Origin of the sequence: Paenibacillus sp. FSL H7-0943 (assembly GCF_037963265.1) — a bacterium.
In the GTDB taxonomy this organism is placed as follows: Bacteria; Bacillota; Bacilli; order Paenibacillales; family Paenibacillaceae; genus Paenibacillus_AQ; species Paenibacillus_AQ odorifer.
The window spans coordinates 5,811,167-5,829,113 of record NZ_CP150148.1; the positions used below are offsets into that span (position 1 = coordinate 5,811,167).

At 44.3% G+C, this 17,947-nt stretch carries 16 protein-coding genes and 1 other annotated feature; of the genes, 6 read left to right on the top strand and 10 right to left on the bottom strand.

Annotated features, from left to right (window positions below; all coding sequences use genetic code 11):
- Window positions 1–8: 8 nt before the first annotated feature.
- The 5 genes from NSQ55_RS25410 to NSQ55_RS25430 all read right to left on the bottom strand — a co-directional run bounded on the left by NSQ55_RS25410 (window position 9) and on the right by NSQ55_RS25430 (window position 6,884).
- Window positions 9–776: a Cof-type HAD-IIB family hydrolase gene (locus NSQ55_RS25410; protein WP_036685270.1), complete on the bottom strand. Its 768-nt coding sequence runs from the start codon at window positions 774–776 to the stop codon at window positions 9–11.
- A gap of 75 nt (window positions 777–851) precedes the next feature.
- Window positions 852–2,957: a penicillin-binding transpeptidase domain-containing protein gene (locus tag NSQ55_RS25415; protein WP_076308837.1), complete on the bottom strand. Its 2,106-nt coding sequence runs from the start codon at window positions 2,955–2,957 to the stop codon at window positions 852–854.
- Window positions 2,958–2,988: 31 nt separating this feature from the next.
- Entirely contained in the window at window positions 2,989–5,064 is a 2,076-nt protein-coding gene (locus tag NSQ55_RS25420) for a penicillin-binding transpeptidase domain-containing protein (protein WP_254857062.1), read from the bottom strand.
- Between the two features lie 173 nt (window positions 5,065–5,237).
- On the bottom strand, window positions 5,238–6,383 hold the full coding sequence (locus NSQ55_RS25425; protein WP_076127989.1) for a transglutaminase-like domain-containing protein: 1,146 nt from the start codon (window positions 6,381–6,383) through the stop codon (window positions 5,238–5,240).
- Window positions 6,384–6,446: 63 nt separating this feature from the next.
- Window positions 6,447–6,884, bottom strand: coding sequence for a hypothetical protein (locus tag NSQ55_RS25430; RefSeq protein WP_076127990.1), 438 nt, complete (start codon window positions 6,882–6,884; stop codon window positions 6,447–6,449).
- A 270-nt stretch (window positions 6,885–7,154) separates the two neighbouring features.
- On the opposite strand from NSQ55_RS25430, the gene NSQ55_RS25435 reads away from it, so the two are divergent.
- Window positions 7,155–8,342 (top strand): MFS transporter, encoded by a 1,188-nt coding sequence (locus NSQ55_RS25435; RefSeq protein ID WP_076184766.1) that lies wholly within the window; start codon window positions 7,155–7,157, stop codon window positions 8,340–8,342.
- 133 nt (window positions 8,343–8,475) lie between these two features.
- Window positions 8,476–8,823 carry a DNA primase gene (locus tag NSQ55_RS25440; RefSeq protein WP_036685586.1) on the top strand — a complete coding sequence of 116 codons (348 nt, stop codon included), beginning with the start codon at window positions 8,476–8,478 and terminating at the stop codon, window positions 8,821–8,823.
- 95 nt (window positions 8,824–8,918) lie between these two features.
- Here the strand turns inward: NSQ55_RS25440 and NSQ55_RS25445 are convergent, their stop codons facing one another.
- Together NSQ55_RS25445 and cyoE are read right to left on the bottom strand one after the other, a co-directional pair.
- Window positions 8,919–9,536, bottom strand: a complete 618-nt coding sequence (locus NSQ55_RS25445) for an SCO family protein (protein ID WP_036685589.1) — start codon at window positions 9,534–9,536, stop codon at window positions 8,919–8,921.
- Window positions 9,537–9,559: 23 nt separating this feature from the next.
- Window positions 9,560–10,492 (bottom strand): heme o synthase, encoded by a 933-nt coding sequence (gene cyoE / locus NSQ55_RS25450; protein ID WP_036685285.1) that lies wholly within the window; start codon window positions 10,490–10,492, stop codon window positions 9,560–9,562.
- 232 nt (window positions 10,493–10,724) lie between these two features.
- Between cyoE and NSQ55_RS25455 the strand changes: the two genes are divergently transcribed.
- Window positions 10,725–11,726, top strand: coding sequence for a metal-dependent hydrolase (locus NSQ55_RS25455; protein ID WP_036685288.1), 1,002 nt, complete (start codon window positions 10,725–10,727; stop codon window positions 11,724–11,726).
- A 105-nt stretch (window positions 11,727–11,831) separates the two neighbouring features.
- Complete coding sequence (locus NSQ55_RS25460; protein WP_036685291.1) at window positions 11,832–12,020, top strand: hypothetical protein; 189 nt, start codon at window positions 11,832–11,834, stop codon at window positions 12,018–12,020.
- A 2-nt stretch (window positions 12,021–12,022) separates the two neighbouring features.
- On the opposite strand, the gene trpS is transcribed toward NSQ55_RS25460, so the two are convergent.
- The gene (gene trpS, locus NSQ55_RS25465) at window positions 12,023–13,009 is read right to left on the bottom strand and encodes a tryptophan--tRNA ligase (RefSeq protein WP_036685592.1); all 987 of its coding nucleotides are present in this window, start codon (window positions 13,007–13,009) and stop codon (window positions 12,023–12,025) included.
- A gap of 63 nt (window positions 13,010–13,072) precedes the next feature.
- Window positions 13,073–13,312 (bottom strand) — a binding site (T-box leader).
- 134 nt (window positions 13,313–13,446) lie between these two features.
- Here trpS and NSQ55_RS25470 point away from each other — a divergent pair.
- Window positions 13,447–14,421, top strand: a complete 975-nt coding sequence (locus tag NSQ55_RS25470) for an aldose 1-epimerase (protein WP_076184767.1) — start codon at window positions 13,447–13,449, stop codon at window positions 14,419–14,421.
- A gap of 201 nt (window positions 14,422–14,622) precedes the next feature.
- On the top strand, window positions 14,623–14,853 hold the full coding sequence (locus tag NSQ55_RS25475) for an alpha/beta-type small acid-soluble spore protein (protein ID WP_036685295.1): 231 nt from the start codon (window positions 14,623–14,625) through the stop codon (window positions 14,851–14,853).
- Window positions 14,854–15,006: 153 nt separating this feature from the next.
- Here the strand turns inward: NSQ55_RS25475 and NSQ55_RS25480 are convergent, their stop codons facing one another.
- Both NSQ55_RS25480 and NSQ55_RS25485 read right to left on the bottom strand, forming a co-directional pair.
- The gene (locus NSQ55_RS25480) at window positions 15,007–15,417 is read right to left on the bottom strand and encodes a hypothetical protein (RefSeq protein ID WP_036685297.1); all 411 of its coding nucleotides are present in this window, start codon (window positions 15,415–15,417) and stop codon (window positions 15,007–15,009) included.
- Window positions 15,418–16,029: 612 nt separating this feature from the next.
- Window positions 16,030–17,829: a M3 family oligoendopeptidase gene (locus tag NSQ55_RS25485; RefSeq protein WP_036685300.1), complete on the bottom strand. Its 1,800-nt coding sequence runs from the start codon at window positions 17,827–17,829 to the stop codon at window positions 16,030–16,032.
- Window positions 17,830–17,947 lie beyond the last annotated feature (118 nt).

The following is a 17,947-nucleotide window of genomic DNA, read 5'->3' on the forward strand; positions in this document are numbered from 1 at the left end:
TGCTTTTATTATTTGCTGCCTACAGAGGCTGCAGCTTCGGTAAAGATATACTTTTGAATGACCTCAGCAATCCCGTCTTGATTATTGGTCGCCACCACAACGTCAGCCTCTTGTTTAACCGTCTTTTGCGCATTGCCCATGGCAACCCCAAGCCCAGCCTGCTGGATCGCCGCCAGATCGTTAAGGCTGTCGCCCACAGCTACAACTTGCGACATTTCTATTCCCAGCAGCTTGCAGACTTCCTTTATTCCTGCTGCCTTATTCACGCCTAGAGGATTAATCTCCAGATTGTGCGGAGAAGAGTTCGTAATCTCCAGTCCACCCATATCTTGAAGACGAAGCAACAGCTTATGACGAAGCTCATCATCTTCAGTGTGATAACCGAACTTAAGCCATTCTCTACCCGTTACATCGCCATCCCAGTTATCCTGTTTAAGAACTTCGTCCAGAGAATAAGCCCAGAACCAGATGTCATCTGCTTTTGCAAGATCATACATTTCTTGTACCAGCTTGGGATCCATTAGTGATCTCCGGTATATTTCATGTGGCGCTCTCCACACCTCACTGCCGTTCACAGTGATCATCGGTGTCTCTAAACCTAGCTGCTCTGCATAGGGTAAGGCACTTACAAATGCTCGGCCTGTCGACAGACAGACATGAACGCCTGCGTTGACCGCCTTTTGAATCCATTCCACCGTTGTGGGTGTAATTATCTGTTCATCATTCAGTAGGGTTCCATCCATATCCAATGCAAGCAGGCGGTATTTGGCAATCATTTGCCACCCCTCCATTCTTGTATGCTCTCATTTGAGAAGCTGTTTATTTTTTAAATCTTAGCCATAGGGTCAGAGTTACTCAGTACCTGTAGTCTCTCCCTCCTTCGCATTATCATTAGTATTATTGCCAGACTGGAGACTTTTCTTTGGAACTCCATCAAGGCCATATTCCCAATCATAGGCATCAAATATTTTACGTGCGACTGGTGCCGCACTTTGTGAACCAAAACCACCTTCAGGGATTACAACCGCCACAGCCAACTTAGGATTATTACGTGGAGCATATGCAATAAATACCCCATTATCGCGAATTTCACCCTTAGCTACTTGCTGAGAGGTTCCCGTCTTACGGGCAAAGTCATAAGGGAAATCAGAAAAAGCACTAACTTCACTTCGCATCCCCTGCTTAATTTCATTCCAGTAGGACTTATCGAAGTTTGTTACTTCATCAAGCACCTCACGTTTAAATTCTTTGATTATATTTCCATCTGCATCAGTAATCTTGCTAACCAGTTGAGGTTTAATCCGCTGTCCTTCATTAGCAAGTGTAGTAACATACTGTGCAAGCTGCATTACTGTATAACTTCCTTGTTGTCCGAAAGAGGCATAGACCAGTGCGGACTGCGCACTACCAGCAGCTTCTATATTGGTATAGTTTCTTTGACCCAAGAATTCATTTGGCAGGTCAATTCCCGTAGATACACCAAGGCCGAACTCTTTCATATAGACATCCCAGATGTCAATCCCTTTGCTTTTATATTTGTCATACAATCTTTTACCGACCATATCGACCATAAATGCATTCGAGGATTTCTCAATGGCTCTAGCAGGATCCAAAGAACCATATACGTGGTTAGAAGAGTTTCTTACCTTCGTTTCATGCCCAGACTTACCAAAAGTCGCAAAACCTCTATCCTGATAATAAGAAGAAGTTGAAAACAACCCTTCATTCAGGCCCACGAGTACACTCAAAGGTTTAATCGTTGAACCTAGAAGCAATACAGATCTTAGTCCATTCCCTGAGGTTCCTGAAGAAATAGGAGTTATCGTGCCGTTCTGATAGTTATCCATAATACTGTTCCAGACATCTGCAGATAAAGAACCCGTTGTCCAAACATTCGTATCATAGTCAGGCATACTCGCCATAGCAACAATATTGCCAGTATCTACTTCCATCGCTACTGCATATCCCGTTAAAGCATTCGGATGCGTTCTGCCTTGTACGGTATTAGAGTGCAACCATTTGAGCTGATCTGTTATCGCCTGTTCTGTCTTCATCTGAACGTTCTTATTAATCGTTGTCCAGATGTCATTTCCTTTGACAGGCGGAACGACACGCTCAATTTTCTCCGCCATATTCTGTGGATTGACAGAAATTTCCTGATAGCCGTTTTGCCCGCGAAGCTCACGCTGATATTTCAGCTCCAGCCCATCGAATCCAACAAATTCATCATCCTTATACGTTAGCCCTGGCTCCGGATTGTTTTTCATAGCACTTAGAATGTTTTTATAAATATTAAGACTGTTCGCGGATTTGAAGGGTTTGATATAACCAATCGTCTGTACAGCAACCGTATCTTTATCGTAATGACGAATGCTCTCCTCGACAATCTCAAGCCCCGGATATTCTCCTTTATGTTCCATGAAATAAGCAACTTCTTCAGTAGTCAGATCAGCCTTAATTCGCCGTGCCATAAAGCCAAGTGATTTACGAAAATATAAATCCAACGCATCAATTACATCTTTCTCCGTCATCTTCTCTGCATTTGGATCCCCATATTTATTGAAATCAGCTACCAGCTTGGCTGCCAATGCATCAGACTTGGCCTTAGCCTCTGGGGTCAGCGTTGTTTTACCGGTGACTTTATCTGTTTCCTTAGCCGTATACTCTTTATTGAGTGTGATATACAGCGATTGAACAGGTGTGGAATAAGCTAGCTTCTCACCACCTGCAGCGTATATAACCCCTCTCATGGAAGCTAACGGTACATTTTTAGTATCTCTACTCGTCTCTACCTCAGTTAAAGTTGGGCCTTCCACGAACTGCAGAACAGCTAGTCGGATGATGATTACGCAAAATATAACGAACGTGCTAAAGAAAAACACGTTGAGTCGCAGGCCGATGGAACTTTTGCTACTGGTCTCGTCAGGAGGTGAGGCCTGCTTACGGAAAAAACTCACAGTTTTTCTCTCCTTTTTCTCTAATTTAAGCTTATTGTTCTTGAACGGGATCTGCCACAGGTGGAATATTCTTCTTCGGAACCCCATCCAGCCCATATTCCCAATCATAAGCATCAAAAATCTTACGGGCAACCGGAGCTGCACTATTGGAGCCAAAGCCGCCTTCCGGAATCACAACCGCTACAGCCAGCTTCGGATTCTCACGTGGAGCAAAGGCAATAAAGACCCCGTTATCACGGTTTATATTTTTTCTATCCGTTTTTTCAGAGGTTCCTGTCTTACGGGCAAAATCATAAGGAAAATCGTCAAAAGCACTAACTTTACTGCTCATTCCCTGTTTGATTTCTCTCCAGAACGATTTATCAAAGGTTACGCTATTAAGCACTTCTTTTTTAAATTCCTTAACCACCTTACCTTGCGCATCAGTAATCTTACTTACAAGCTGCGGTTTAATTCGAACACCTTCATTTGCAAGTGTAGTAGCATACTGGGCAAGCTGTAATGTAGTATAACTGCCTTGCTGGCCAAAAGATGCGTAGACGAGCGCGGCCTGTGAGCTCCCTGCAGCCTTGAAATCTGTATAGTTAATCTGACCTGGTGATTCACCGGGAAGACCACTTTGTGTTGACACACCCAGTCCGAACTTTTTCATATATTCGTCCCAGACCTCTACACCTTTATCCCCCTGGTATTTTTTGTATAGTTGCTTTCCGACCATATCTACCATAAATACGTTAGAGGATTGCTTGATAGCATCAGCCGGATACAATTTTCCATAGACGTGACCTGATGAATTTCTAACCGATGATTTATCATCCTTACCGAAATAGGTAATCCCCACATCGGGATAGGTGCTCGAGGTGTTAAAAAATCCTTCATTTAAACCAATTAATACACTTAACGGTTTAATGGTCGATCCCAAGAATACAAGTGAGCTAAAATCATGACCCGATCTCCCGGAAGAATTCGAGGTAATTGTACCATTCAGATGATTATTCATAATTTTATTCCAGACAGATGTAGGCAGTGAGTCCTTTGTCCATACATTCGAATCGTAATCAGGCATACTCGCCATAGCGACAATATTCCCAGTCTCTACTTCCATTGCTACTGCATAACCTGTTAAAGCATCAGGATGAGTTTCGCCTTGAACAGCATTGGTATGCAGCCATTTAATCTGATCCAATATGGCCTGTTCAGTCTTCATCTGAACATTCTTATTAATGGTCATCCAAATGTTATTGCCTTTTATAGGGGGAACGGTCTGTTCTACCTTCTCAGCCATATTTTGAGGAGTGACCGAAATGACCTGATAACCATTTTCTCCGCGCAGTTCGCGTTGATACTGCATTTCCAGACCATCAAATCCTACATATTCTTCCGTTTTATACATAAGTCCCGGTGAAGAATTGTCTTTCATTGCACTACGAATATTTTTGTACATCGCTATGTCTTCGGTTGATTTAAAAGGTTTACCAAAACCCACCGTCTGCACAGCTACCGTATCTTTATCGTAGTGGCGTACACTTTCTTCCACAATGGTAATACCTGGATATTCATCCTTGTGTTCCATGAAATAAGCTATTTCTTCTGAAGTTAGCCCTGCTTTTATACGACGCGGTACATAACCCAGATACTTTTTAAAGTCCAGATCAAGTAAATCCAGCACGTCCTGCTGCGTTAACTTAGGGGCATCTGCACTTCCATATTTCTCAAACTCCGCTACTAATCTTGCTGCAAGGTCATTAGACTTATTTTTCGCTTTTTCCGTTAGTGAGGTTTCACCCGTTACTTTATCGGTAGTTTTAGCTGTATATTCCTTATTTAGGGTAAGATAGAGCGACTCAACAGGTGTAGAATAGGCTATCTGCTCACCCCCGGCAGCAAAAATAATCCCTCGCATGGCTGCCAGCGGAACAAACTTCGTATCCCGTTTGATCTCTTCTTCTGTCAGCAAAGCTCCCTCAGTAAACTGCAAACCTGCAAGACGCACAATAATGATACAAAAAATAAAAAAAGTGCCAAAGAAAAACAGATTCAATCTCAGACCTACAGAATGTTTCGAAGATTTCCCGTCCGCAGGCGGGAGCTGCTTCCCAAAGCTCACCAGCTTTCTTCCCTTCTATATAAAAATAATGTCTGAATTGCCTTAGCCAGCGACATTGCTCTTATAATGAAGGTGATTTCTAAGAAGCTGATTGTGAGCATTGCACTCGCATTTGTGTTAGAGCGGTTGGTATGAGTTTATTGTACCACACGGAAGGAGTGCGGCGCCCTCACTCAGAGTGCGTTCTCCCTAATATGCGTATCGTCAAAATCCTTCGGATTAAACCAATCTCCACTGCTCGCCCAAGTGGGATCCAATGGAATCCAAGCTTGCCGGTCACTTATATAAACTTCATTCCAGGCATGTGCGCCATACCCGCCTCGACCATCATAGCCTTGACCCGTTACAACGCGCACCTGCAATCCTTGGGAGCGGGCCATTACAGCGTAAAGACGGGCATAATCAATACATACCCCTATGCGTGTGTCGAAGGTATCCTGCGGGGTCTGTTCATGCCAAATTCTATTTTTTTCATAATTTTCCGCTTTGGCGTAATCATAAGTTACTCGTGTTCCTACCCAATCATACAGTAGTTTGGCTTTCTTCTCGTCTCCTTGCGCTTGTCCAATAATATCTTCAGCCGCACCCACAATATCTTGTGGAATGTCATGATCAATAACTTCATATTTTCTGCGCAGGATATCATTCATCTCAGCTGCAACGGTCTTCGTCAGAATAGGCAGCTTTTTCTGCACGGTCTCCCCAACAAAGGGCTCAAATACAGCGGCAGCGCTTTGACTGTAGATCGGAGAAGATTCCACATAACGGCTAAATTGACTTTCTGGATTTAGGCCAACACAAATGAAGAGAGCAAGCACAATAATTAAACCACGAGTCAAGCCTATAATTAATCCTATGATAGCTCCGCCCATACGGCTTACTTGCGTAATCTTTCTGTCCTTAAATGTCTTGGTGCGCCGTAGCTGATGGAATGGGAGCAGCATAGACAACAATCCCAGAAGCATGCGAATTAAGATATAAGAGAGCAATAACAACAATAGAAACCGCACCAGCGGCGATTCCGCCAGCACAGACACAGCCGTATAATAAATTTGCTGCCACTGGGTCAGCTGTTTATCAGGCAGACTTATTCCTGCTGCCCAAGTCTGTACATGAGGATTGAGATAAGCCGCAGCAGGAATGGCCAGCACCAAAGAAGCTATTGTATACAGTCCTGTTCCCAGCAGACCGAATAATCTTCCGGTAGCACTTGAGAACCCTCTGCTCCAGCCTTGCAATAGTGAAAAGACTACTACCAGCAGGAGGGCGATGGAGATGATATTTGCATCACTCAGACTAGTCAACCAACCGTTTATCATATCCAATCTCCCCTTTCAGTCGCCCGCTTGCTTGTTTTTGATAATGATTTAAACTGAAGCCGTTTATTGATGTTTCCGAGCTTCCTCGATAAATGTTTGTGTGGTATCAGTAATACTCCACTTCCCAAGACTAACTCCGCGGAAAGTAACCTCTACCTTATCTTCGCCAGTAGTACCTTTCACTTCAATATTCGGAGTTGTGATCGTAAATGTTCCGTCACCATTTGAAGTGTACTTCGCATCCTGCGCCTCTTTAAGCATAACCTCTTGTGCTTCCTTCTTCACCGTACTTACCGTTCCATCTGCCACCTTATTCACAGCGTTACCAATTTGGTCCATTGTCACACCACTATAGATGAATAGACCTACAACGATAATAATGACAATCGCCCATTTCAACATCGTTTTGACCAAATTAACAACCGCGAACAACAGAATGAGCGCAATAACAATAACTAACCAATTCTCTCTAATAAACTGTGACCACACCTCTGGATCCATCAACCTCACAACACCCCTATCACCTAGTTTCGTCCTAAGGATTATCTCCTCTATAGACATGACGCCAATATTAATTATTATACATGAATGCCCATCATAATTCATGGTTCCACAGCCAGAGAAAGGTATACCTGCTTATAGGAATTAAAAAAGCGGTATAAGCCCTCTCTGTCCCACGTAAAGTACAAGTAGTTGCTTAAATTTGATCTTCTTAAAATCCGCCTTCCTGCATTAATCTTTATTGTAGGTGGCTCTCGGAGGTGTTTCCCTGTGAAAACTGCGCTGTGGCTGTACCTGTTTCTTTTTCTGGCGTTTTTTGATTTACATGCACAGTATCCTATTCTAACGCCCTTTGCCATCTCTCTTGGTGCGGGACCCGCCTTTATTGGCTGGATGATGGGCATGTATTCGTTAACCCATCTTCCTGGCAATTTGCTCGCAGGCGTACTCGTCGATCGTAATGGCAGCCGCCGCTACATCGTCTTTAGCCTTGTTACTGCGGGAGCCATTCTACTGCTGCAGGCTCATGCTCAGCTTCCGTGGCATTTGCTGATGCTACGAGCAGCAAGCGGGTTCGCGCTCGCCTTCCTCTCTCCAGCGTGCATGACCTTGCTGGCTTCATTATCATCTGATGCTACTGAGCAGGGGAAATATATGTCCGGACATGGTATCGTTCATACCTTAGCTTCAGTGGTATCCCCAGCAGCGGGGGCCTTTATCGTAGCTAAAGCTGGCTATTCCGGCACCTTCACCACATTGGGATGGCTGCTTATCGCTACAGGCATCATGGCTTTTTTCAGTGTACCGGCACCTGCCCGGAGTTTAGTACGCCCTGTAAACTCTGCAGCACCTCCTTTAAAAAAACAGGATCTTCCTTCGGTCCCTATATCCGATGCCAATCCAGTTTCCAAACGTTATTATCTGCTGCCTTTTTTCGTTTCTTGTTCACAAGGGGTTCTGTTCTTTGAACTTCCTCTATCTCAGACCGGAAGTAATAGCATTGTTTCCACAGGCATTCTTTTATCGCTCCTTAGCTTAGGGGCTTTGGTAACACTCAGTTTGTTCTTCCTGAACCGCTTTTCCCCAGGAGGAAGAATAGCCGTGGCCTTGCTAGGAATGGCCCTTTGTTTTTTTGCGCTCGCCTCACTTCACAGCATTCCCGCATCCGTTATTCTCTTTATGCTGGGTGCAGCCAAAGGAATATTATTTCCTGCAATGGCATCGCTCTTTATTAGTCTAGGTGGACCAGGACGTATGGGACGCACCTTCTCCATGCAGTCGATAGCCATGTCACTAGGCGCATTCGCAGGCCCTGTGGCCGCAGGACAATTAAGAGCCGTTGTTTCACCTTATTTCATTGCCTTTCTATTGCTGATGGTTGCACTATTACTGCTTCCGCCAAAAAATTCAACCAAACTGTCTACCTACTCTTCCAAATGGAATGGGAGGGCCGCATGATTTATTGTTTTTACGACATTTCCCGGGGAATGAAGATTTTCCTGTAGAAACAGTTGTTAAAACTGCTCCTCCTTCGGTAAACTATAATGAGTCTGTAAGTTCAGACTTCATTTCCGGAGGTGATTGTCAGCAAATGTCCATTACGATTATTGTCGAAGGCAAAAACGATCGCAGCAGATTACGACGCGTGCTGGTACCGGAAGTCGAAATCCTCTGTACCTTTGGTACATTAAATACGCTCAAACTCGAGTCCCTGCGACAAAAAGTAGGAGATGGAGAAGTATATCTTTATATGGATAACGACAGTTCAGGCAAAAAAATACGCGGGATTCTCCGCGATGCCTTTCCCGATGCTGGTCACATCTATACACGCCGGGGTTATGCCGGGGTGGAAGGCACTCCAGATGAATACAATATTAATCAGCTTGAAAAAGCGGGTCTGGAAGAGTTCATCATTTACCCTGAACCCATTCCTTTTTGATTCGCGATATATTGCCTAAGAAATTAAAAACGCCTTTTTCGTTATCCTTCAATAAATGGGATTCGAAAAAGGCGTTTCTGTTATGCGGTTATGTTCTATTCACGAGCCAATTCATTCAGCCTATCGGCAAGAAATTCAGGCGTTATGTTATCCGTATCCCCTGCGTCATACAATGCACGGAGACGATTGTCTCGATCAACCAATGCTATGCGATTGGCATGTACGAAATTTTCTTTACTATTCCCTGCAATTAGTACTTTAAAAGAATCAGTTGCCAGCTTACGAATGACTTCCTGATCCCCCCGTAAGAAGTACCAACCCTTATAATCTGCCTGGAAACGGTCCGCAAAGCTTTTAATGGCTTCACGCGTATCATTCTCTGGATCAAAAGAAATGGAGACGAACGCCGTATCTTTTCCAAAGCTGCCATCGTCGACCAGAATTTTCTGCGTCTGAGATAACAGAAACGTAGTTATAGGACATACATCCGGACATTGTGTGAAAAAAAAGTATACCAGCCGCGCCTTACCTTGTGTATCAGCCAGAGTAATCTGGTCTCCATCCACATTTTCAAGTGAAAAGTCCTGCACTTCTCCGATTACCGGCAGTTTTTCTTTTCCTAAATTCAAAGAATTAACTGCCAGATAACCAGCCATTACCAAAGCAAGCAATAGTAGAATCCAGGTCCATTTATAACGCTTAAAGGTCTGCACGGACAATAATACCCTCCCTCTTCTTAACCGTGAATCGTATTCAATACAAGTACGATCAAACTTACCGTTAGGTAGTTAATGGAGAAGAGGAAGTTCTTCTTCGCCCAGACTTCGTCATCTTTTGCTGCAAAGCCCATCAAGGTTATGATTAACCAAGCCAGGGACAGCGCTGTTGAAATCACCAGATAAAAAATGCCTGCATAATCGTAGGCGTACATTAACACTGGAATAGGCAGCAACAGTGCTACATAAGGAATCATTTGAAACTTCGTACGACGTGTTCCTTTGACTACAGGCAGCAGCGGAAATCCAGCGGCTCTATATTCTTCTTTACGTCTAATCCCGAGTGCCCAGAAATGGGGAGGTTGCCACAGAAACAACATCGCAAACATCAGCCAAGCCCCTAGATCAACTGTTCCCGTAACTGCAACGTAGCCAATTACCGGTGGCATAGCTCCAGAGATCGCACCTACTGAAGTGCTCCATGTTGATGTCCGTTTCAACCAAAGGGTGTATACTACAACGTAAACGAACATCCCTACAATCCCGAACAGACCGGCTAAAACTCCGGAAAAAGCAAACAGTACAATCAAGCCCGCAATCCCTAGCCCAATAGCATACAGCAATACGGTTTTGGGTTTCAGTCGTCCTGTAGGAAGCCCCCGATCGCGCGTTCTTTCCATCTTCATGTCCAGGTCACGGTCGAAATAGTTATTAAAAACACAGGCCGAAGCCATAACCAGCATTGTACCGAGCAGAGTCAGAACTAATCTGCCGTATTGAACATCCCAACCTGAAGCCAGCCAATATCCTGCAAAGGCAGCGATGAGGTTAGATCGGATAATACCGGGTTTTGTTACGGTAATGAAATCACGCCAACTTGCACCTTCCGGTGGAGATTTTGCAGACATAGCTGCAGAATCGGAAGAAGCTTGAAATGTTATATGATTATCCACACCAAATGATCCTCCTTCTAAACGAACTTCTAACGTTCTAGCCGAAGCACTAAATAGACTTCGCTGTTAACTTTATCATATCAAACCCGAGGAGACTTTGACAGTCATGGCACAGTATGTTCATGAATTTGACAATTACGTGACAATATTTATTTCCAGCCCGTTAATAACCTAAGCTGTATTTGGGTAATCATTAATAATGTACTTCCGAACAACAAAGGAGAACTGACCAATGGACACCGCTACACATTTAGTTATGGGCATAGGGTTAGCCGGACTTTCATTCGTAGATCCTGTCGTTGCTTCTGACCCTAAACTGGCCGGGGCCGTTATGCTGGCTACGATTTTAGGCTCACAAGCTCCTGATGCCGATACCGCATTAAGACTAAAGGACAATGCAATATATATTCGTAATCACCGGGGAATCACACACTCCTTGCCTTTTCTAATTTTGTGGCCCGCTCTGATTGCCCTAGTCTTAGGGCCTCTGTTTGGATTTACTGATTTGGCAGCTTTAAGCCATGTTGCACTCTGGGGTTTCATAGGCGTAGGCGTGCACGTCTTCTCTGATCTGTTTAACACCTATGGAACCCAGGCCGCCCGTCCATTTACTGAGAAATGGATTGCCTGGAATATCATCCACATTTTCGATCCATTTATTTTTGGCAGCCATATCGCAGCTATTCTACTCTGGATCACTGGGATTGTGCCGCCCAAACCTTTATTTATTACGCTTTATGCCTGTACCATTCTTTATTATATTTGGAGAACAATTGTTCATGCCCGCCTTACACGAAACATCAAGCTTAAAGATATACACCATAATGCTGGTGAACGTTATATTGTAATCCCTACAATTTCACTTAAACGCTGGAACGTAGTTAAAGTGAAAAAAGACGGCAGCTATGACGTTGGGCAGCTACTGAACAACCGTCTGGAATGGTTCAAACATGCGGTCTGCTCAAATCATCCCGCTGTGGAAATATCCAAGTCGCATCCAGATATTCAGTCCTTTCTATATTTCACCTCTTATGCGGTTGCCGAAGTGGAGGAGCTTCCTTCAGGATATATGGTGCGCTGGGGAGACGTTCGTTATTTACACCGCAAACAATACCCTTTTGTGGCTGTATTAGTTATGGATAACCAATATAAACCTTTAAATACTTATGTAGGCTGGCTTAGCAGTGATAAGCTCGACAAACGATTTTCCATCGACCCTGGTTCTTTACGATGAAACTGTAGACTTACTGAGAGATCTATTCTATAATCACAAAAAATCCCGGAGTATTTTATAATACTCCGGGATTCATTTTAGCAGACACGGAAAGGAAGGCTCTTAATGGGTAAAGGACTCTCACTTTGGTTCGCTTGTTCTTCTATTCTTATTCTCACTGCCGCTTCAATCGCGATCAGCTATAGCTTCTGGCTGGCACTTCTGCTTGGTTTTCTTTGCGTAATGAATATTGGCTGGGGATTTATCCTCAAAGCCAGAATTAGACGCAAACAGGAAAGCTTAAGCTCTGACTAAGATTAACGAGCTGGCAGAAAGCCCATCCGCTCTTTTACGCCATTCAACGTCTCAGCTGCAACAATACGTGCACGTTCAGCACCTTCAGCAAGAATATCAGTGATCGCACCTGAACTGCGAATTTCATGATATCTTTGTTGCAAAGGCTCAAGTGTGGATACAACCACTTCCCCAAGATCCTTCTTAAAGCCACCATACATTTGTCCTTCATAACGATCGGCAATTTGCTGGAGGGACATCCCAGAACATTCCGAGTAAATACTCATCAAGTTACTAATCTCTGGCTTGTTAGCCGGATCAAAGATCACTTCACGTCCAGAATCAGTCGTTGCGCGGCTGATTTTTTTACGGATCACATCCGGCGAATCCAACAGGGCAATATAGCTGCCTGCATTCGGGCTGCTCTTGCTCATTTTTTTAGTGCCATCATCCAGAGACATAATGCGTGCGCCCACTTCAGGGATATACGGTTCAGGAATCGTAAAGAATTCGCCAAAACGGTTATTGAATCGGCCCGCTAAATCACGGGTCAACTCCAAGTGCTGCTTCTGATCTTCACCTACTGGCACAAGATCCGCATTATAAACAAGAATATCTGCTGCCATTAAAGAAGGATATACGAATAGGCCCGCGCCAACTGAATCCTTACCTGATGATTTATCTTTGAACTGTGTCATACGCTCAAGCTCGCCCATTGCCGTTAGCGTAGTCATGATCCAGCCCAATTCCGCATGCTGAGGCACATGAGACTGCATATATACATTCGAACGCACAGGATCAATTCCTGCCGCGATAAAGAGTGCAGCTACAGCTTCAGACTGCTCACGCAGTGCCGCAGGATCTTGAGCAACGGTGATCGCATGCATATCGACAACCATAAAGAAACATTGATGATCGTCTTGCAGCTTCACAAAATTTTTCAGCGCTCCGATATAGTTACCCAAAGTTAGAGAACCGCTCGGTTGTATGCCTGACATTACTTTTTTCAACATAATATAGACCTCCGTTAGATGTAATTTCCGATTTCCGAGAACGCAAAAAAAGCCTCATCCGCAAGGGACGTGAGACCGTGGTGCCACCCTTATTCGCTGCTTAACCTTTGTATAGTCAAAGGGAAACAGCCTTAGTCTTCCGTTAACGGGGAAGATCCGGCCGGTCTACTAGGGCATCTTGCTCCCGTTCAAGCGCGGCGCTCAGGGGTCCATTCATCAGGAGTGTCCTACCGGTTCGCATCAACCACCGGCTTTCTGAAGGTGCATTTCCTGTCTACTTGTCCCCGTCATCACATTCTCATCATAATTTAATGCCTTCATCATAGAACCATAAAGAGAAGTTGTCAAATCACTTAACCACTTCCGCATAAATCTGTTATGATAAGGTTATCCATGTTCTATTCGATTACAGTTACGATAAAGGAGCATATCTCATGAAACAGGTGACCAAAGGGCAGTGGGGCGGTTATGATACTTATATTTTGCACAGCCGCGAACTGGAAGTCACGCTTTTGCCGCGACTAGGAAACAACGTGATTTCATTGTTTGATGTAAAAGAACAACGGGAAATTCTGCGGCGGCCTGATGAAAGCGATCAAGCTTTCTTTATGCAAAAACCTTACCATTTTGGCATCCCGCTCTTAATTCCACCCGGAAGAATTCGTAAAGGAAAATTTCAATTCGAGGGTACAAGTTATCAATTTGACCAGAATACCGCTGGTGACAATCATATCCATGGTCTACACCGGACTCAATCCTGGTGTGTCAGCGATATTGAAGAAGACGAGGACGGTTGTGCAGTCACTACTGAATTCCTTACTGAAGATGATCCGCACTGGATGGAGCAATTTCCCATTCCACTCAAATTCGAAATGACATTCAGGCTTCAGGATGCCCGGCTCAGCCAGACTTTAAAGGTTACAAATCTCGGCGATCACCGTATTCCCTTTGGGATCGGTTATCACACCTGGTTTATGATCGATGGAGAACCTGAACGCTGGAATCTCAAGCTGCCCGTAAACAGCATTTATGAACTAAACGATGAATTGCTCCCTAGCGGCAATCTAATTCCACTTGGTGATCTAGATTCACTAAACTCTGGAATCAACCTCCAGGGAACTAATTTTGATACTGCTCTACGTATTGGTGACAAGCAGCCCGTAGAAGCCTTGCTATTACGCGATGATGGTTATGGTCTTCGTTATACAGCTGACGAGAATCATTTCCGTCACTGGGTCCTGTATACCAAAGGACCGGCCGATCAATTTCTGTGCATCGAACCTTACACCTGGCTCCCGGATGCTCCTAACGTTTCAGATGACCCTTCCTTCACGGGCTTGCTGAAGGTAGAACCAGGTCAAAGTCTTGAGCTGTCCACTATGCTGGAAATGATCTATCCCGAGAATTAAAGCAGATATACATTATATCGGTCTTCCCTTGCGTTTACGTAAGAGAAGGCCGATTTTTTGTGCGAGCTTAGTTATTTAGGCTTTCCTACCCTTACTTTTAATCGACTAATAATTACCATCCTTAAAACCTTTCGATAGCATGCATGAATTAGCCTCTTAGCGCTCATACTATCTTCACAACGGGCGAAGGAGGTGACACACATGGGTCAAGCAGGTCAAGGTCGTAGCAGCCGTTCCAATAACCTTGTAGTTCCTCAAGCAAATGCAGCGTTGCAACAATTGAAATATGAAGCAGCACAAGAGCTTGGAGTAACGATCCCAGCTGACGGTTATTACGGGAACTACACTTCCCGCGAAACTGGTTCTTTGGGAGGTTACATCACTAAACGTCTAGTACAACTGGCAGAACAACAACTGTCCGGTCGTCAGTAACATCGTTATCTTAAGTGTTTTATCCGGCAGAGGTCTTAAAAAGCCTATTGCCGACTAGCTTTCAAACCTCTCACACTTCTTCCAGAAGCTGTGGGAGGTTTTTCTAATTTATAGCCTATAATCCCAGCTGCAAACAATTTTTATGTAAAACGTTTAACTTAAAAATTGATCAGCACTCTCGGCGTAAGCATTACGGGGAGATCGAATCATCAGATTCGCCATATTATAATTAGACTCCAGCGTAGCATCTACGATTAGCTTTCCCTGTCTTATAGCGAACTCATAGCTGATCTCACCATGAGTCCAACGGCGTTTGTATTTCAGACTCTCCAGTGCCATTAGACGAAAAGAAGACTGCTGGCTCTCCGTTATTCCTTCCTTCACTTCTGTGAATCCACCCCCCCGACCGGCTAAAGGATGATGACGTATGCCGAATTTGCCAATGGTATTATTTCGTATTTGCACAAATACCGTACCGGAAGATAGTCCTGACAATTCCTCTTGCAGTTCCCTAAACACCAAATCCATCTGTCTTGCTAATGATAGCTGTTCTGTCTTAAGCATATCTTTCCTCCTAAAAGTTTTGTGAGCTTAGCTACTTCGAGTTTACTTCGTCTTATAAATCGAACCCTAAATATTTGGGCTAAGGGCCCGTCGCCACTGCGGGGAATGTTTGGACTTCCAGCCGCTGTTCTCTCCAAATTTCTTGAATTCTTACGCGTATAGCGGGTGAAATTCGGAGACAAAGGCAGTCGCTCTCGCTCTTACAGTTCCAAAATTCCCCTCCGCCACTCCTTCCCCTTTTCCCAAGTTTCTGGTTCGATTTATATCGTTTTGTGAGCTTAGCTACTTCGAGTTTACTTCGTACAAATCGGCTTAGTAAGCGCTTACTTAAGCTTTTTGAGCTGAGCTCATTTGTCTTCCATGCAAGCCTTTTATAAGGCTCAAGGCTCATTATAGACCCCTTAAATACGTCAAACAACATTATTCTACAAAATTGGGTTATTATCCCTAGTAATGCGCAAAATTCATGGATCATTCGTATATTAATTTTTATAAACCGGGGGTTTTCGACATTTAAGCATTAAAAAAAGACCCCTTAACCGGGGTCTTTGCGTGTTCACACTGAAATTCCGTTATTTTTTGTGTCCTGAAATTTGTCTTATTTTAGACATTTCACGCTAAATGCTCTGTCATCTCCAAGAACTCGGTAATATCAGCCACGATCAGATCTGTAGCTCCTTGCCAGAAATCCGGTTTTGTCAGATCCACACCCAAATGTTTGAGCACCAAATCCTCCAATGTCATCACGCCGGTATCCTGCAACAAGCTATCGTATTTGTCTGCAAAGGAAGCTCCCTCTTGTAATGCCAGACGATATAAGCCTGTACTGAACATATAACCAACGGTGTACGGGAAATTATAGAAAGGTACATCTGTGATATAGAAATGCAGCTTCGACGCCCAGAAGTGAGGATGGTATTCAGAAAGCACACCACAGAAAGCTTCTTTCTGTGCTTCCACCATCAGAGCGGACAGTTCCTCAGCATTTACAAGACCTTCCTTACGTTTCTCATAAAAGCGAGTCTCGAACAAGAATCGAGCGTGAATGTTCATAAAGAATGCCACACTGTTCTGTATCTTCGTTTCAAGCAGAGCCAGCTTCTCCTCTGCATTGCCCGCAGCTTTAACCTGAGCATCAGATACAATCACTTCTGCGAAGGTTGAAGCGGTCTCTGCAACGTTCATTGCATAATTCTGATTAAATACAGGTTGATCATCAAGCAGGTAGGAATGATAAGCATGTCCCAGCTCATGAGCCAATGTTGAAACATTGGAAGGTGTGCCGCTGTAAGTCATGAATATCCGTGATTCTTTACTCTCAGGGAAGGAAGTACAGAATCCACCAGGACGTTTGCCATTACGATCCTCAACCTCGATCCAGTTATTATCAAAGGCACGCTCTGCAAACTCAGCCATCTTAGGACTAAATTTACGGAACTGTGTGACGATATCCTTCGCAGCTTGATCATAAGGGATCTTGCCGGAGGATTTGCCTACAGGAGCTTCGACATCGACCCATGAGAGAGAATCCAGCCCCAGCAGCTTGGCTTTACGCTGAAGGTAGGACACAAGTACAGGTTTGCTATTCGTAATCACGTCCCACATCGTATTTAAGGTGTCCTGTGTCATACGATTGATGCTGAGCGGATCTTTCAGAACATCGTCCCAGCCTCTGCCCTTATAGAGCTTCAGGCGGAAGCCTGCTAAGTGATTTAAGGTATCCGCGCAATTATCTGCCGCTTCAGTCCAAGCCTCTTCCCATTTATGGAACATCGTTTGACGCACTTTTGGATCTGGATCATCCAGCTTATTAAAAGCTTGACCAGCAGATAGCAGCTTTGTTCCTTCTTCATCCTCAAATGGGATCTTGATCGAGCTAACAATCGTATCATAGTGCCCGCTCCATCCATGATATCCGTCAACAGCTAATTCCAACGCTAAGCTTTCCAGCTCAGGGCTCATCTTCTCACGGGCCAAATCACGGCTCTCGCTCAGTACGAACGTTAAAGGAGCAATCTCTGGCCGAGCCATCCACTCAGCCCATACCTTGTCCGTAGTCTGACGAAGTACATTGCTAAATTGCGAGCTGATCCCTTCGAATCCAGCGCGCATGCTTGTCACTTTGGCCGCCAGCCTTACCGCACCCTTGTCCATCTGATTCTGAGCGCCTAGACAGTCTGCGAAGGAAGTGACCTCCACAAGTCTTCCTGAACAGCTCTGAAGCAATGCTATAACCTCATCCAATGCTTTTGTAGACGCAACATCCGTTGGTGCCACAGCATCCTTCACAAAGCCTTGCAAGGATAAAATATCTTTTTCAAGCTTGCTCAAGAACCCTTCTAACTCTGCAGACGAAGAACCCCCCGGAAAAATAGTATCAAGTTCCCAAGTCAGTGATAACGGTTGTTTCATGTGTACTCACCATTCCTTTGCTTTCATTTGACTTTCTTTGTAATTGTCTTAACACCATGGTAAAGTGAATAACGATATCTGAACATTTATAGCCGATAAACTTTAGGAGGGCATCCAT

Excerpts from the sequence above, each read along its gene's own strand:
- NSQ55_RS25455 (WP_036685288.1), top strand. The coding sequence starts at position 10,725 with ATGGACACCGCTACACATTTAGTTATGGGCATAGGGTTAGCCGGACTT.
- NSQ55_RS25470 (WP_076184767.1), top strand. The coding sequence starts at position 13,447 with ATGAAACAGGTGACCAAAGGGCAGTGGGGCGGTTATGATACTTATATT.
- NSQ55_RS25480 (WP_036685297.1), bottom strand. The coding sequence starts at position 15,417 with ATGCTTAAGACAGAACAGCTATCATTAGCAAGACAGATGGATTTGGTG.
- NSQ55_RS25425 (WP_076127989.1), bottom strand. The coding sequence starts at position 6,383 with ATGATAAACGGTTGGTTGACTAGTCTGAGTGATGCAAATATCATCTCC.
- NSQ55_RS25430 (WP_076127990.1), bottom strand. The coding sequence starts at position 6,884 with ATGGATCCAGAGGTGTGGTCACAGTTTATTAGAGAGAATTGGTTAGTT.
- NSQ55_RS25460 (WP_036685291.1), top strand. The coding sequence starts at position 11,832 with ATGGGTAAAGGACTCTCACTTTGGTTCGCTTGTTCTTCTATTCTTATT.
- NSQ55_RS25410 (WP_036685270.1), bottom strand. The coding sequence starts at position 776 with ATGATTGCCAAATACCGCCTGCTTGCATTGGATATGGATGGAACCCTA.
- NSQ55_RS25485 (WP_036685300.1), bottom strand. The coding sequence starts at position 17,829 with ATGAAACAACCGTTATCACTGACTTGGGAACTTGATACTATTTTTCCG.
- NSQ55_RS25440 (WP_036685586.1), top strand. The coding sequence starts at position 8,476 with ATGTCCATTACGATTATTGTCGAAGGCAAAAACGATCGCAGCAGATTA.
- NSQ55_RS25475 (WP_036685295.1), top strand. The coding sequence starts at position 14,623 with ATGGGTCAAGCAGGTCAAGGTCGTAGCAGCCGTTCCAATAACCTTGTA.